This is a genomic window from Bradyrhizobium sp. 192, assembly GCF_023100965.1.
Taxonomy (GTDB): Bacteria; Pseudomonadota; Alphaproteobacteria; order Rhizobiales; family Xanthobacteraceae; genus Bradyrhizobium; species Bradyrhizobium symbiodeficiens.
This window is the reverse complement of record NZ_CP064690.1, coordinates 7,366,686-7,382,213: the sequence shown is the minus strand read 5'-3', so window position 1 is coordinate 7,382,213 and position 15,528 is coordinate 7,366,686. Positions and strand designations below refer to the sequence as shown.

Genomic DNA, 15,528 nt, shown 5'->3' with positions numbered 1-15,528 from the left:
GAAAAACAACTCGACTTTAACGATGTTCCCTCAGAAAGACTTCATCTGGGCTGGGTAAAAGTACGCTCCGAACAGGATGCGTAACAAGCCAATGCAACTGGCCGACCAGAAGCAGAGTGATCGAGACGAGCTGGAGCCGATTCTCTACGCCGCTCTCATCAACTCCATGGTGCAGAATTTCTGGGCGATCTTCCTGGGCTCGGCCTCTGCTGCCGTGGCCGCGGTGATGACTGCGATGAAGACGGGCGACGTCTGGCTGTGGCCGCTTGCGTTCCTGCTGATTGCCATCGGCACCGCACGTGCGTTCCAGATGCGCGGATACGAGAACCGCACCCAGACGCTGTCATTCGAAGAGGCCAAGCACCTCGCGCCGCGTTACTGGATCGGCGCGCTGACCTATGCGGCGGTGCTCGGTGTGTGGGCCTTCGTCGTCATCTACAACAACAACGATCCGATCGCCGACATGCTCTGTGTCGCCATCGGCATCGGCTACACCGCGGGCGGCGCCGCCCGCAATTACGGGCAGCCCCGGGTGATCCAGTGGCACGTCGCGCTGGCCTGCGGTCCGATGTCGCTCGCCTTGCTGCTGCACGGCGGATTTTACCACATCGGTCTCGCCATCCTGCTGGTGTTCTTCTTCATCGGGCTCAAGAACATCAACCTCAGCCTGCACGCGATCTTCGTCAAGGCGCTGACTTCGAGCTTCCGCGAATCCGCGCTGGCAAGCCAGTTCGACACCGCGCTCAACAACATGCCGCACGGCCTGTGCATGTTCCGCGCCGACGGCCGCCTTGCGGTGATGAACCACCGCTTCGGCGAGCTGATGGCCTTGCCCGAGGATCTCGTCAAGCGCGGCGCCACTGCCGCCGATATCGTCTCGGCCTGCGTTTCCGCCGGGTCGATCTCGGCGGAGAGCGGCGACCAGATCCTGGCCGAAATCGAGCATGCGCGGGTCTGCGAGATCGTCACCGCCGATCCCGACTCCTCGCGCGCCCGCACGCTGGCCTGGACGTTCCAGCCGATGACCGGCGGCGGCACGGTGCTGCTGCTGGAAGACATCACCGAACGCACCGTTGCGGAAGCCCGCATCAGCCATCTGGCTCGTTATGACGAGCTCACGGCACTGCCCAACCGGGTCAGCTTCCACGACGAGATCCAGCGGCTGCTGGCGAACTCGCATCATGCCGAGCGACTCTCCGCGCTGCTCTTCGTCGACCTCGACCAGTTCAAGCAGGTCAACGACACGCTCGGTCATCCCTGCGGCGACCAGCTGCTGTGTGCGGTCGCCAACCGTCTGCGCGAGATGCTGCGCCCCGAAGATTTCGTCGCCCGCTTCGGCGGCGACGAGTTCGTCGTGTTCCAGCAGAACATTTCTTCGGCGGAGGACGCCGCCGCGCTTGCCCGCCGCATCGTCGAGCGGTTGAGCGAGCGCTACCGCATCGACAATCATCTGGTCGAGATCGGCGCCAGCGTCGGCATCGCGCTGACCTCGCCGGACGAAGCCGTCAGCGCCGACACCCTGCTCAAGAACGCCGACATGGCGCTGTACCGCGCCAAGGCCGACGGCCGCGGCACCTTCTGCTTCTTCCGCGACGAGATGGCGGCGACCGTCGAGGCGCGCCGCATCCTCGAGCTCGATCTGCGCAAGGCGCTCGCCAACGAGGAGTTCGAGCTGTTCTATCAGCCGCTGGTCAATCTGAAGTCCGGCAAGATCACCACCTGCGAGGCGCTGCTGCGCTGGAATCATCCGGTGCGCGGCACGGTCTCGCCGGTCGACATCATTCCGGTCGCCGAGGACATGGGCCTGATCGTCGATCTCGGCCGCTGGATCCTGCGCCGCGCCTGCATGGAATGCATGAAGTGGCCGGAGGGCGTCAGCGTCGCCGTGAACTTCTCGCCGCAGCAATTCCACCAGCGCGACGTGCTGAGCGAAATCCGCTACGCGCTCGAAGTGTCGGGCCTGCCGGCGCATCGGCTGGAGATCGAGATCACCGAGTCCTCGCTGCTGCGCAACACCCAGCTCACCCACGACATCCTGTCGCAATTGCACGCGCTCGGCGTGCGCATCTCGCTCGACGATTTCGGCACCGGCTATTCCAGCCTCAGCTATCTGCACAATTTCCCGATGCAGAAGGTGAAGATCGACCGCTCCTTCCTCGAAGGCATCGACACCGACCGGCCGCTGACGCTGCTGCGCGGCGTGGCGCGACTGTCGGCCGATCTCGGCATGGCCGTGGTGGTCGAGGGCATCGAGACCAACGAGCAGCTCGATCTGATCAGCGCCGACGGCACCGTCTCCGAGGCGCAGGGCTATCTGTTCAGCCGTCCGGTGCCCGCCGTGCGGATGCGCCAGCTGCTCAACGCCTCGCATGGACGGCGCGGCGAAGGCCAGCTCCACGTCGCCAGCTCGCGCTCCTTCGCTTAAGCCCGTTTCTCGAAAGGTCCCATCATTTCAGGCTGTTGCAGCTCACCGTAGTGCTACGGGGTTAACCTTAACGCTTCGATTGCTTTGCATACCTGTTAAGAGAGTGTTAATAATTGCCGCGCCCGTGCAAGTTGTCTTGCGGCGATTGGCTTTGGATGCCGTGGCGTGTGTGTAGGTAGGGAGTTGGAATGCAGTCCTCAGCCAGATCTGTCATTTCGGCTGTTGGACGGGGAGCGGAGCTCCTGACCGACGTCGACTATCATCTTGCGGAAACCGCCGCGGAGAAAGAGGAGATCTACAATCTCCGCTACCGCGCCTATCTGCGGGAAGGCGCCGTCAAGCCTTCGGCGGACGCACGCGTCACAGACCGCTACGACGAACTGCCGAACGCGTGGACCTTCGGCGTCTATCTCCATGGCGAGCTCTGCAGCTCGGTGCGCATCAGCGTGCTGACGTCGGAATGGCGCGAGTCCACCTCGGCCGATGTCTTCCCGGACATCCTGATGCCGCGGCTCGATCGCGGCGAGGTCATGATCGACCCGACCCGCTTCGTCGCCGATCCCGACCAGGTCAAGCGGGTTCCGGAATTGCCCTATCTGACGACCCGTCTCGCTTACATGGCCTGCGAGCATTTCAATGCCGATCTCGGCCTCGCCATCGTGCGTTCAGAGCATCAAGCCTTCTACCGCCGGGTGTTCCTGCACGAGACCATCGCCGAGCCCCGGCTGGTTCCCGGCCTCACCAAGCCGTTCGGATTGATGGCAGCGGACTTCCCGACCTTCCGCAAGAAGGTGTTCGAGCGATATCCGATCATGCGGTCGACCGCCTTCGAGCGGCGTATGCTGTTCGGGCGCGGCGGCCAGCGCCAGGTGCCGCAGCGGCCGGTGCTCGTGGCGGACGCCGCACGCGCCCGAGTCGGCGTTGGCGCGGATGCGGCTCTGGCTTGAGCCTGGGCTTTTTTGCCGGTTACGTGTCGTCCCACATCACGCCCTGCGCCCAAAATTCCGGCAAATGCCGGCGTTTTTGCCGGCCGGCGACTTGCCTTCACCCTCGCGCCACATTTACAACCCATTAACCATGACGGTTGCTTTTCGCTGGTTGGGGGCATTTGATCGGCTGAGGCAAGGTTCCGTCAAGGTTGACGGAACGTTCGCTTAACCAACCCCCTGTAGACCGGACGGCAGTTGACTAACGTGAGCGTGGAGGCTCCGGAATGAAACATCCTATGCGTATCCTCCAGGGATTGAAGCTGGTTGCGGTACTCGCCGTCGCGCTGTCGATGGGCGCCTGCGCCAACAAGAATGCCGCGACGGATGCGATGGCCAATGCGGCGACGCCGGGCAGCCAGCAGGACTTCGTCGTCAACGTGGGCGACCGCGTGTTCTTCGAAAGCGACCAGACCGATCTGACCCCGCAGGCGATCGTGACCCTGGAGAAGCAGGCGCAGTGGCTCCAGAGCTATCCGCGCTACAGCTTCACCATCGAAGGTCATGCCGACGAGCGCGGCACCCGCGAATACAACATCGCGCTCGGCGCCCGCCGCGCCCAGTCGGTGCGTTCGTTCCTCGCCTCGCGCGGCATCGATCCGAACCGCATGCGCACGATCTCCTACGGCAAGGAGCGGCCGGTCGCCGTCTGTAACGACATCTCCTGCTGGTCGCAGAACCGTCGCGCCGTCACCGTGCTGAACGCGAGCTCCTGACGCCGGGATACTGACACTCGGTCAGGCACCGTTCATCTTGCAGAACCGATTATGCCGGCGCCCTCTCGGGCGCCGGTTTCGTTTCAGCAATCCGTGACAGAATCCCCGTGGTGCCAGACACATTTTTGGCGTACTCCCCCTCAATGTGTGGCGCGTCGCATGTTCCGTCGCAGGCCATTTCGCTTTCGTCGTCAGGGCAAGATGTCATCCAGATTTAAGGTTCTTACCGGCACCGTGGCCATCGCCGCGCTGCTCCCCTTGTGGTCGCCCGTCTTCGCCCAGACCGATGACGATCCCGAGATGCGGATCGAGCGGCTGGAGAACCAGCTGCGCCAGCTCACCGGCCAGAACGAAGAGCTGCAATACCGCAACCGCCAGCTCGAAGAGCGGCTGCGGGCGCTCGAGAGCGGCACGCAAGGCGCGCCCGGACAGGCGCCCAACGTCGCGGCGATGCCGCCCGCCCAGATCGGACCAGGTCAGGTCGCGCCCGGCTATCGCCAGCAGCCGCAGCAGCAGGCCGTGCAGCCGAATTACGAGCAGCCGCAAATTGCGTCTCCCGCGCCGATCGTTCAGGAGCAGCCGGCGCCCGGCGCGCCCGGGCGAAGCCGTCGCGGCGATGCGTTCGACCCGAACCAGAATCCGAATGCGCCTGGCGCGCCGCGTGCGCTCGGCGGCGGGCAGCAGCCGTTGCCCGCGGGAGCCCCGGGTGGGCGCAACGCGGGCGAGCCGCTCGATCTCTCCAACAATGGCGGTCGCTATCCGCAGGCCGCGGCGCCGGCGCAGCCGGCCTATCCGCCGGTCCAGCAGGGCAATCCGGCGCCCGCTGGCGCTCCGGCCCTGACGACGCTTCCGCCCTCGGCCACGCCGCGTGACGAGTTCGACCTCGGCATCGGCTACATGCAGCGCAAGGACTATGCGCTCGCCGAGCAGACCATGAAGAACTTCACGCAGAAATATCCAAGCGACCCGCTGCTCGGGGATGCGCAATACTGGCTCGGCGAAAGCTACTTCCAGCGCCAGCAATACCGCGACTCCGCGGAAGCTTTCCTCGCCGTCACCACCAAATACGAAAAATCGGCCAAGGCCCCGGATGCGCTGCTGCGGCTCGGCCAGTCGCTCGCCGCGCTGAAGGAGAAGGAGGCCGCCTGCGCCGCCTTCGGCGAGGTCGGCCGCAAATATCCGCGCGCCTCCGCCGGCGTCAAAGCCGCGGTCGACCGCGAGCAGAAGCGGGTGAAGTGCTGACCCGCGACGTCGAGCGCTGACAAGGCCGATGGCGTTGCGCTAAAACGGTGCCGGCATTGCTGGGGCAGCGTCATGTCAGACGACGACAATTCTCCGATCTCGACGCGCGAGGCGAGGCGGCTCTTCGCCGGCTTGAAGAGCGCGCCGGCGCTGGTGCTCGCCGTGTCGGGCGGCCCCGACTCGGTCGCGCTGATGTGGCTTGCGGCGCGCTGGCGGCGCAGCCTCGCGCGCGGCCCGGTTCTCACCGTCGTTACGATCGATCACGGCCTGCGGCGAGAGGCGGCGCGCGAGGCGCGTGAGGTCAAGCGGCTCGCCGTCGAACTCGGATTGCCGCACCGGACCCTGCGCTGGCGCGGTGCAAAGCCGACGACGGGTCTGCCGGCGGCGGCGCGCGAGGCGCGTTACCGCCTGCTTGCGCAGGCCGCGCGTGCCGTCGGCGCGAGCCACGTGTTGACCGCTCATACCCGCGACGACCAGGCCGAGACCCTGTTGATGCGCCTGTTGCGCGGCAGCGGACTTGCCGGGCTGTCGGCAATGGCGTCCCTCAGCGAGCGCGACGGGATCGTGCTGGCGCGTCCACTGCTCGAGGTGCCGAAGGCGCAGCTGATCGCGACCTTGAAGCGGGCCGGAATCGGCTTTGCCGACGATCCCACCAACCGCGACACCGCCTTCACCCGGCCGCGGCTACGCGCGCTGCTGCCGCTGCTTGCGGCCGAGGGCGGCGACGCCCGCACGCTGGTGCGGCTCGCGGCCCGGCTGGCGCGGGCCAATGCGGCGGTCGAGCTGCTGGCCGACGGCGCCGAGCGCTTCCTCCGTTTGCGGGATCGCGGCGATGCGTCGCAGGTCGGCGTGCGAAGCTTCGAGGCCTCGGCCTTCGCGGTCCTGCCGGAGGAGGTCCGGCTGCGGCTCCTGCTGCGCGCCATCAACGCGCTCGGGCACGAAGGGCCGGCGGAACTCGGCAAGGTTGAATCCCTCCTCGCGGTGCTCGACCAGGCCATCGCCGCAAGCCCTCGCGCAGGCGCAAAGGGCCGGCCGGCCTTGCGGCAGACCCTTGCGGGAGCCTTGATCAGCCTTGCAGGCGGGCGTATCCACATCGCGCCGGCGCCGGCCCGGCGTCGCCAGGGCGGATAGGCACGGACGAGGGCGGATCATGACACCGGCCGTTTCCGGGCGGCTAACGTCAGGTCACCTTAACCAGGCAGGAAAAACCCCGGCCGGGTCGCCATTATTTCAGCGGGAATCGCTCTAAGATGGGATAAATAGTCCCATCTCGTTCCCTTGGCAGCGACCGGGGCGGCACCTAAATTGTATTCGTCTAACGATGAGGATTCCTTGGGGATTTCCTCGTAAAGCCCAAGGATGAGGCCGCGATCCGCGCGACCACGAAGGAAGATCGATGAACGCCAATCTGCGCAATTTCGCCCTCTGGGTCATTATTGTCTTGCTGCTGTTGGCGTTGTTCACGCTCTTCCAGAATCCTGGTCAGCGCGCCTCCTCGCAGGACATCGCCTTCTCCCAGCTGCTGAGCGAAGTTGACCGCGGCAACGTGCGCGACGTCGTGATCCAGGGGCCGGATATCCACGGCACCTTCACCAACGGCTCCAGCTTCCAGACCTATGCGCCGAGCGACCCGACGCTGGTGAAGCGCCTCTATGACAGCAAGGTTCAGATCACCGCGAAGCCGCCCGGCGACAACGTGCCGTGGTTCGTCTCGCTGCTGGTGTCCTGGCTGCCCTTCATCGCGCTGATCGGCGTCTGGATCTTCCTGTCGCGGCAGATGCAGGGCGGCGCCGGCAAGGCGATGGGCTTCGGCAAATCGCGTGCGAAGATGCTGACCGAAGCGCACGGCCGCGTCACCTTCGAGGACGTCGCGGGCGTCGACGAAGCCAAGCAGGACCTCCAGGAGATCGTCGAATTCCTGCGCGACCCCGGCAAATTCCAGCGCCTCGGCGGCCGCATTCCGCGCGGCGTGCTGCTGGTCGGCCCTCCCGGCACCGGTAAGACCCTGATCGCGCGTGCGGTCGCGGGCGAAGCCAATGTGCCGTTCTTCACCATTTCAGGTTCGGACTTCGTCGAAATGTTCGTCGGCGTCGGCGCCAGCCGCGTCCGCGACATGTTCGAGCAGGCCAAGAAGAACGCGCCCTGCATCATCTTCATCGACGAAATCGACGCGGTCGGTCGTCACCGTGGCGCAGGCCTCGGCGGCGGCAATGACGAGCGCGAGCAGACGCTGAACCAGTTGCTGGTCGAGATGGACGGCTTCGAGGCGAACGAGGGCGTGATCCTGATCGCCGCGACCAACCGTCCCGACGTGCTCGATCCCGCGCTGCTGCGTCCGGGCCGCTTCGACCGCCAGGTCGTGGTGCCCAATCCGGACGTCGTCGGCCGCGAGCAGATCCTCAAGGTTCACGTCCGCAAGGTCCCGCTGGCCCCCGATATCAACCTCAAGACCATCGCGCGCGGTACGCCCGGTTTCTCCGGCGCCGACCTGATGAACCTCGTCAACGAAGCCGCGCTGACAGCCGCCCGCCGCAACAAGCGGATGGTGACCCAGGCCGAGTTCGAGGAAGCAAAAGACAAGGTGATGATGGGCGCCGAGCGCAAGTCGCTCGTCATGACCGAGGAAGAGAAGTTGCTGACGGCCTATCACGAGGGCGGCCATGCCATCGTCGGCCTCAACGTCGTCGCGACCGACCCGATCCACAAGGCGACCATCATTCCGCGCGGCCGTGCTCTCGGCATGGTCATGCAGCTGCCGGAGCGCGACAAGCTGTCGATGTCGCTGGAGCAGATGACCTCGCGGCTCGCCATCATGATGGGCGGCCGTGTCGCCGAAGAGCTGATCTTCGGCCGCGAGAAGGTGACCTCGGGTGCGTCCTCCGACATCGAGCAGGCGACACGTCTGGCTCGCATGATGGTGACGCGCTGGGGTCTGTCCGAAAAGCTCGGCACCGTCTCCTACGGCGAGAACCAGGACGAGGTGTTCCTGGGCATGTCGGTCTCGCGCACGCAGAACGCTTCTGAGGCGACCGTCCAGAAGATCGACTCCGAGATCCGGCGTTTCGTGGAAGAGGGCTACAACGAAGCGACGCGCATTCTCACCGAGAAGCGCGCCGATCTCGAAGCTCTCGCCAAGGGCCTGCTCGAGTTCGAGACGCTCTCCGGCGACGAGATCATCGATCTGCTCAAGGGCAAGAAGCCGAACCGTGAATCGGTGCTTGAGCCGACCACGCCGCGCGCCTCCGCGGTGCCCCCGGCCGGCAAGTCGCCGCGCCCGCGGCCCGATGCGGATCCCGGCCTGGAGCCGCAGCCGCAGGCGTAATCGCGAACGGCAGATGAGATTGCAAAACGCGGCGGAAACGCCGCGTTTTTCGTTGGCTGGTGGTTCGCGGATGCAGGGCGTCCCGGGCGCGAGCGGAGCGCGCGGCTCCCGGGGCAAACGCGGGAATCACTAAAGAAGAACTTAACGCTTGCGTCCTATTTTGGCCTGCCATGACTGACCAGGTCGTTCACAGCGCGGTTCAACCGTTTTCGGCACGTGCAGCGCTCCCCTGGGCCGTGGGCCTCGGCGTCTATGCCCTGCTGCTGGTCGTGGGGCCGTGGCTGCTCGGTGATCCCGACAGCTATTCTCATATCGAGGTCGGGCGCTGGATCATCGCGCATGGCGCCCTGCCGGAGAGCGATCCCTTTTCGTTTTCCAGGCACGGCGCGCCCTGGATCACGTTCGAATGGCTCTCGGAAGTGGTCTACGCCGGAGCCTACGCATTGTCCGGCTGGCCTGGCGTCGTCGTCGTCGCGGCAGCGGCGATTGCGCTCGCCTTTGGCCTGTTCACCTTCTTCCTGCTGCGTGAGCTCTCGCCGGCCCTGACGCTGCTCATGGTGATCGCGGCCGTCATCCTGCTGGCGCCGCATATGCTGGCGCGGCCACATGTCCTCGTGCTGCCGGTGATGGTGACCTGGGCGGCTGCCCTGGTGCGTTGCATGGATCGCGGCGGGCCTCCGCCATACTGGGCGCTGCCGCTGCTGGTGCTGTGGACCAATCTGCATGGCAGCGTGGTGCTCGCGCTCGGGCTGATCGGCCCGGCGGTGCTCGAGGCGCTGCTGCGTGAGGGGCGAAGCGAATGGCCGCGCGTGCTGCTGCGGTGGCTGCCCTTCTCGGCCCTTGCCCTCGCTGCGTCCTGCCTGACGCCGCACGGGCCGGAACCGCTGCTGATGCCGCTGACGACACTCGGCCTCGGCTCTGCGCTCGCCTGGATCGGGGAATGGCGGCCGCAGGATTTCAGCCATGTCGGTGGCTTCGAGCTGCTGCTGCTGGCCGGCATCTTCGCGCTCGCGCGCGGTGTGACACTGCCGGTCGTGCGGGCGCTGGTGGTGATCGGCCTACTCCATTTCGCCCTGGCACAGGTACGCAACGCGGACCTGCTGGCCATGCTGGCGCCGCTCTATCTGGCGGCCCCCTTGGGTCGAAAGTTCGGCGAGCGGATCACGGACGACGAGGCGGGCGCGTCGCGCGGCATGAATCTGGCCGCGTTCGGTGTTTTGATCGCGATGAGCGGGGCGGCGCTGGCGCGCGACATAGGGCCGGCTGCCGTCATCACCCCCCAGGCTGCCGTCGCTCGAGCCGACCTCGCCAAGGCGGGGCGCGTGCTCAACGATTATTCCTTCGGCGGCTATTTGGTCTTCGCCGGCATTCCCACCTTCATCGATGGTCGCGGCGAATTGTACGGGGGACCGTTCATCGACCGCTACAATCGGGCCCTGGCGCTGGTCGACCTCGCAGATTTTCTCAAGCTGCTCGACGACTACGACATCGGCGCGACGCTGCTCGCGCCGCGCACACCCGCAGTCGCGATGCTCGACCGGATGCCCCAGTGGCAACGCGTCTACAGCGACGATGTGGCGGTCGTGCACAAGCGGCGGGATCCGCCGCAGCGATAAAGTCAGACGGTGCCGAAGGCCGCGTACTGGCCGCCCAGCGACACGCCGCCCAGGGCATCTTCGAGGCGACGCGCCGGTTTGGTGTCCCAGGGCAGCAGCAGGAAATGGCGCGCGCCGATCTTGTGCAAGCCCCCCGCCGCCATCAGCTTTCGGGTCTTGCCGGCACTGAGCAGGACGGCGTCCCGGTCGAACTCACAGCGCGCAACGGCAAGACGCGTCAGCGGGTTGTACGGATTGTGCTCGATCACGCAGACGAGCCCCCCGGGGCGTACCACCCGGCGCATCTCGGTGATGAAATGCGTCCATTCGGCGGGCACGATGTGGTGCATGACACAGATGGCCGTGACGAGATCGAAGCTGGCGTCCTCGAAGGGAAAAGTGCGGCCGTCAAACTCGCGGTAGTCGACCCCGCTATTGGCCGCGCGGGCCTGCGCCAGGCTGGCCGACGAAACGTCGATGCCGCTCAAGCGGCCGACGATGCCGTGCAGCAGCGGATGAAGGCTGCCGACGCCACAGCCGACGTCCAGCATGCCGGGCTTGTCCGTGTCGAGCCGCTGCGCGATCAGGTCGCGCAGCAGATCGGCCTTCGCGCGCATGAAGAAATCATGCGGCAGGCCCGAGAAGTCGATCGAGGATTGCACGACGTCGCGGTAGTTGGCGTGATAGCCGTCGAAGAGCTCGCTCATGCGCCGGGTCACTCGTTGACGGCGTGGATCGCAGGTGCGACCGCCGCCTCGTTGCGATCGAAGCCGGTACGCGTCTGCACCACGTAGAGCGGGCGGCGTTTCACCTCGGCATGGATGCGGCCGACATAAAGCCCAACGATGCCCGTCATCAGCATGTTGATGCCGCACAGCAGGGACACGACGACCATCGTCGAGGACCAGCCGGTGACCAGATGGCTGTCGTTGCTGAGCCACAACAGGATCACCCAGCCGCCGTACAGCAAAGCCAGTCCCGAAACCGTCAATCCGCACCAGATTGCGAGCCGCAGCGGCAGATCGGAAAAGCCGAGCGCGGCGTTCATCGCGAGCCGCACCATCTTGAACAGCGGATATTTGGTTTCGCCGGCTGCGCGCTCGAGGCGGTGGAAGGCGACCTCGGCCTGCCGGAAACCGAGCCAGGCGATCATGCCGCGCACGAAGCGATCCTGCTCCGGCATCTGCCTGAGGGCGTCGAGCACCTTGCGATCGATCAGGCGGAAATCGCCGACGTCGGCGGGGATGCCGACAGAGGACATCCTGCCGAGGAGCCGGTAGAACAGGTGCGCAGTCGCGCGCTTGAATCGGCTTTCACCCTCGCGCGACAGGCGGCGGGCGTGGACGACGTCGTTGCCTTCCTTCCACTTCGCGATCAATTGCTCGATCACCTCCGGCGGATCCTGCAAATCGGCGTCCATGACGATGATCGCTTCACCTTGCGCGGCGTCCATGCCGGCGGTGATGGCGACCTGATGGCCGAAGTTTCTGGACAAGCCGATATACCGAAAGCGCGGATCGCGCTGGGCGAGCGCCTGGAGCACGATCGAGCTGGAATCGCTGCTGCCGTCGTCGACGAAGATCGCTTCTGCCGGGCCGTCGAGCCGGGACAAGACCAGGTCGAGCCGGCGCAGCAGGACCGGCAGCACGGCTTCCTCGTTGAACACGGGGATGACGAGGCTGTAGCGGATCGATCTGGAATTGGCCGCCATGCGAAGGATTCCGGCTGGGTTGCAGGGCGGAAGTCTATTCGCCGGTGGTTAAGGTCGCCTTGCCGCAACTGTTAAGGATTTGGCCGCAGGGGCGACTGACGGGGAGGCGGAATGGATGCGATACCCGGTGATTAGCCTTGCGGTGGAGCCGGAGCTTCGGTCGAGGACGTGCACTCATAAACGTCGGCTTACCGGGGCAAAGCAGAAGCTGTCCACCTTTGGCGTAATCGGCGGCTTGTGACCCTCAGCGGACATCCGTTCCTCGTCAGCCGAACTGAAGGACGCGCAGCCATGGCATGAACAGGGAGATCGGAACCCGTTAGTGACTGACGATGGAGGGGTACGGCGATTCTGTCTGGGCTAGGTCCAGACCAGGGGCCAACTGCCTCCTCGCGTGGAACCTTTTCCAAGGTATAAATTTACAACTGTTGGACACATCTTGGGGGGAATATGAGGGCAGCGGTAATTTCGACGGACGCGAATGACAGCGCGGTTGCAGGCAAATATTTGGCCGCTGAAGTAAGAAAATCCCTGAGCAATTCGCCCGGGGCCTTGGTAGTATTTGCAGCTCCTCAGTATGACCACCAAGCCATGCTTTCGGCTATTAAAAACGAGTTGCCCGACACCATTGTTGTTGGCGCCTCATCGGCTGGTGAATTTACGAACGTGACTAGTGGACCAGGCTTAGCCTGTGCAATGGGGCTGGTGGGGGACGACGTAGTTTTTTCATCTAGCGTCGGTCGCAATCTTAAATCGGACGCCACTGCGGCAGCCCAAGAGATAGCTTCCAGGTTTACGTCTACAGCTCCTGCCAAGTTTCCCTTTCGAGCCGCTCTCGTTTTGGCTGACGCTTTGGCTGGGCATGCTGATATTCTAGTGGATCAGCTGACGATAGCTACGGCCGGTCAATATCAGTTTTTTGGTGGAGGCGCGGGAGACAACGCTCAATTCCAAAAGACCACGGTATTTTGTGGTGCCGAAGTCATGTCCGACGCCGCGGTGGCCCTGGAAATCCTTTCTTCAAAGCCGCTGGGCGTTGGGGTGAGTCACGGTTGGACGCCCGCGTCACGTGCGTATCGTGTGACCGCATCAGACGGGATGAAAATGATTAGTCTAAATGGCTTCCCGGCCATTGAAGTATTCGAAGAACACGCGGAAGAAACTCATCAGAACTTTGATCGGAAGGAACCGTTACCATTCTTTCTGCATAACATTATTGGAGTTGATACCGGAGCCGAACATCGCTTGCGCGTACCACTAGCTGTCGATGGAGAGGGCGCAGTCGTATGCGCCGCTGAGGTTCCTATGGGATCCGTCGTAAGAATCATGAGGACGAGTACGGACTCTGCAGTTTCTGCGGCGAAGCAGGCGGCAAATGCTGCTTTGCATGCATTAGGCGGTCCTCCAGCGGCGGCCCTTTTCTTTGATTGCGTCGCCACTCGGCTGCGGATGGGAGACGAGTTCGGGCTCGAACTCTCAAGCCTGCAAGAGCGATTGTCCGAAGTGCCGTTGACGGGGTGTAACACCCACGGTCAAATAGCCCGGGCGGAAGGGCAGTTTAGTGGCTTCCACAACTGCACTGCGGTAGTTTGCGTATTTCCCGAGTAGGTCACTTGAAAGATGCCGGCGCTCACCTTTTGACTGGTTTTGCAAACGCCAACGGAAGGCAAGAAGCTTCGGCGCGATTAGCCAAGAATATGGGAGGCGACGCCTTCCTCATTCTCTTGAAAGATGAAGAAACCGGCAGCTTTACGCCAGCTCAGGGATTTGACCAGCGCCTGCCTGGGGGCCCGACTTGGCGAGCGTTTTTGAAGCAAGCGTCAAGCTCCTGTGAGTTCTCCGGAGAGGTAGCATTTCCCGACGCTAACACGCTCGTTCCCGCGGTCGCTCGTTCGACCCCTGCGGCAATCCTGGTATTTGTCGGCAGGAACTTGTCTATCCGTTGGAATGATATCGAATCGAGCCTTCCGCTTTTAATTGAACTATTAAAAATCGAAGCGCGGGTTCATATAGCCTTGGCACGCGAAAGTTCTGCGAGAGAGGCGGCGGCTCACGCAACGCATCTTGCAAGAGCACTCGATGGTGCGCGTAAAGATGTATCCGCTACGTCGTTAAGACTTCAGCATCTCAATGCGACGCTGGAACAGCGTGTAGCGGAAGAAATCGCGCGTCGGAACGAGGCCGAAGCAGCGCTGCGCCAAGCGCAAAAGCTTGAGGCGATCGGTCAGCTTACCGGCGGTGTTGCGCACGACTTCAACAACCTGCTTACGGTGATCATGGGCGGTCTTGATACGATCGGACGGCAGATCGCAAGCATGTCCAATGCGCCACAGTTTGGGCGCATCATGCGCGCGCAGGCGATGGCGCATCATGCATCTCAGCGCGCGGCCACACTCACCGCCCGCTTGCTAGCTTTTTCACGTCGCCAACCGCTGGATCCAAAGTCCATTGATGTAGATCGCTTGCTCGGGGGAATGAGCGAACTGCTCAAGAGCACTTTAGGAGAGCAAATCAGGATTGAGATAGTTGGCAATGCCGGTTTGTGGAACGCCTTTGCTGATGCGTCGGAACTAGAACATGGAATCCTCAATCTGGCGGTTAACGCGCGGGATGCGATGCCCGGTGGCGGACGACTTACAATCGAGACCGGCAACACTTGGCTGGATGATGAGTATGTTGCCGCACTGCCAGAACCCGTGCCTCCCGGCCAATACGTGTTGGTTGCTGTCACCGACACTGGAACCGGAATGGATAAGGCAACCGTCGATCGCGTATTCGAGCCGTTTTTCACGACTAAGGAGGTCGGCAAAGGGACTGGGTTGGGGCTCAGTCAAGTTTACGGGTTCGTGCGACAGACGGGGGGCCACATTCGGATTTACAGCGAACCGGGGCATGGCACGACGGTCAAACTCTATCTTCCTCGATCCCAGACTGAACCCGATAAGCAAGAAGATCGCAGCATTCCGACCTCAGCGCTGTTGAGGGGTAACGAGGCTATCCTCGTTGTAGAAGATCATGACGATTTGCGCGCGTATTCATCCGGTGTGCTCCGCGACCTGGGATATCAAGTTTTCGAGGCGGCTGATGCGGCCTCGGCCATTAGCTTTCTTGAATCGTCTCGGACGATCGATCTTCTCTTCACCGACGTTGTATTGCCGGATGGCCTTCACGGAAGAAATGTCGCCGATCATGCCAGACGCCTGCATCCGACGATCAAGGTGCTATTCACAACAGGCTACACACGCAATGCGATAGTTCACAACGGTCGGCTGGATGCAGGGGTCAACTTGTTGAGCAAGCCGTTCACCTTTCGCGGACTGGCTGAGAAAGTAAGAAAAGTTCTTGACGAGGCGTGACCCGAAACTCATCGTAAATCGGTATACGATCGACAGGTATGAACGGGATGGCGCCGGCTCCCAAGGCGCCCAGCTTTCTTTAACAGAACCATCTGCCGCGATTTTCCTATGCCCCCAGTTATCCGGGAGAAACCGCGTACAAGCCCGCGAAGTGCACGATGCCAATCACAATTCT

11 protein-coding genes are annotated in these 15,528 nt (G+C 63.5%); 9 read left to right on the top strand and 2 right to left on the bottom strand.

Annotated features, from left to right (window positions below; genetic code table 11):
• Positions 1–91: 91 nt before the first annotated feature.
• The 7 genes from IVB24_RS34635 (at position 92) to IVB24_RS34605 (ending at position 10,307) form a co-directional block, all read left to right on the top strand.
• A complete protein-coding gene (locus IVB24_RS34635; protein ID WP_247771033.1) occupies positions 92–2,425 on the top strand; it encodes an EAL domain-containing protein in 2,334 nt (777 codons plus the stop codon).
• Between the two features lie 188 nt (positions 2,426–2,613).
• Positions 2,614–3,372 (top strand): hypothetical protein, encoded by a 759-nt coding sequence (locus IVB24_RS34630; protein ID WP_247771031.1) that lies wholly within the window; start codon positions 2,614–2,616, stop codon positions 3,370–3,372.
• Between the two features lie 266 nt (positions 3,373–3,638).
• The gene (pal, locus tag IVB24_RS34625) at positions 3,639–4,127 is read left to right on the top strand and encodes a peptidoglycan-associated lipoprotein Pal (protein WP_094976864.1); all 489 of its coding nucleotides are present in this window, start codon (positions 3,639–3,641) and stop codon (positions 4,125–4,127) included.
• A 201-nt stretch (positions 4,128–4,328) separates the two neighbouring features.
• The gene (ybgF, locus tag IVB24_RS34620) at positions 4,329–5,369 is read left to right on the top strand and encodes a tol-pal system protein YbgF (RefSeq protein ID WP_247771030.1); all 1,041 of its coding nucleotides are present in this window, start codon (positions 4,329–4,331) and stop codon (positions 5,367–5,369) included.
• Between the two features lie 72 nt (positions 5,370–5,441).
• Entirely contained in the window at positions 5,442–6,500 is a 1,059-nt protein-coding gene (gene tilS, locus IVB24_RS34615) for a tRNA lysidine(34) synthetase TilS (RefSeq protein ID WP_247771027.1), read from the top strand.
• 265 nt (positions 6,501–6,765) lie between these two features.
• Positions 6,766–8,691 (top strand): ATP-dependent zinc metalloprotease FtsH, encoded by a 1,926-nt coding sequence (gene ftsH, locus IVB24_RS34610; protein ID WP_094976867.1) that lies wholly within the window; start codon positions 6,766–6,768, stop codon positions 8,689–8,691.
• Between the two features lie 236 nt (positions 8,692–8,927).
• Positions 8,928–10,307, top strand: coding sequence for a hypothetical protein (locus IVB24_RS34605; RefSeq protein ID WP_247771020.1), 1,380 nt, complete (start codon positions 8,928–8,930; stop codon positions 10,305–10,307).
• 2 nt (positions 10,308–10,309) lie between these two features.
• Here the strand turns inward: IVB24_RS34605 and IVB24_RS34600 are convergent, their stop codons facing one another.
• Both IVB24_RS34600 and IVB24_RS34595 read right to left on the bottom strand, forming a co-directional pair.
• On the bottom strand, positions 10,310–10,993 hold the full coding sequence (locus IVB24_RS34600) for a class I SAM-dependent methyltransferase (protein WP_247771018.1): 684 nt from the start codon (positions 10,991–10,993) through the stop codon (positions 10,310–10,312).
• 8 nt (positions 10,994–11,001) lie between these two features.
• Positions 11,002–11,997 (bottom strand): glycosyltransferase family 2 protein, encoded by a 996-nt coding sequence (locus IVB24_RS34595; protein WP_247771017.1) that lies wholly within the window; start codon positions 11,995–11,997, stop codon positions 11,002–11,004.
• Between the two features lie 450 nt (positions 11,998–12,447).
• Here IVB24_RS34595 and IVB24_RS34590 point away from each other — a divergent pair, with 450 nt between their 5' ends.
• On the top strand, positions 12,448–13,605 hold the full coding sequence (locus IVB24_RS34590; protein ID WP_247771015.1) for an FIST N-terminal domain-containing protein: 1,158 nt from the start codon (positions 12,448–12,450) through the stop codon (positions 13,603–13,605).
• A 5-nt stretch (positions 13,606–13,610) separates the two neighbouring features.
• Positions 13,611–15,353, top strand: coding sequence for an ATP-binding protein (locus IVB24_RS34585; protein WP_247771008.1), 1,743 nt, complete (start codon positions 13,611–13,613; stop codon positions 15,351–15,353).
• Positions 15,354–15,528: the final 175 nt, after the last annotated feature.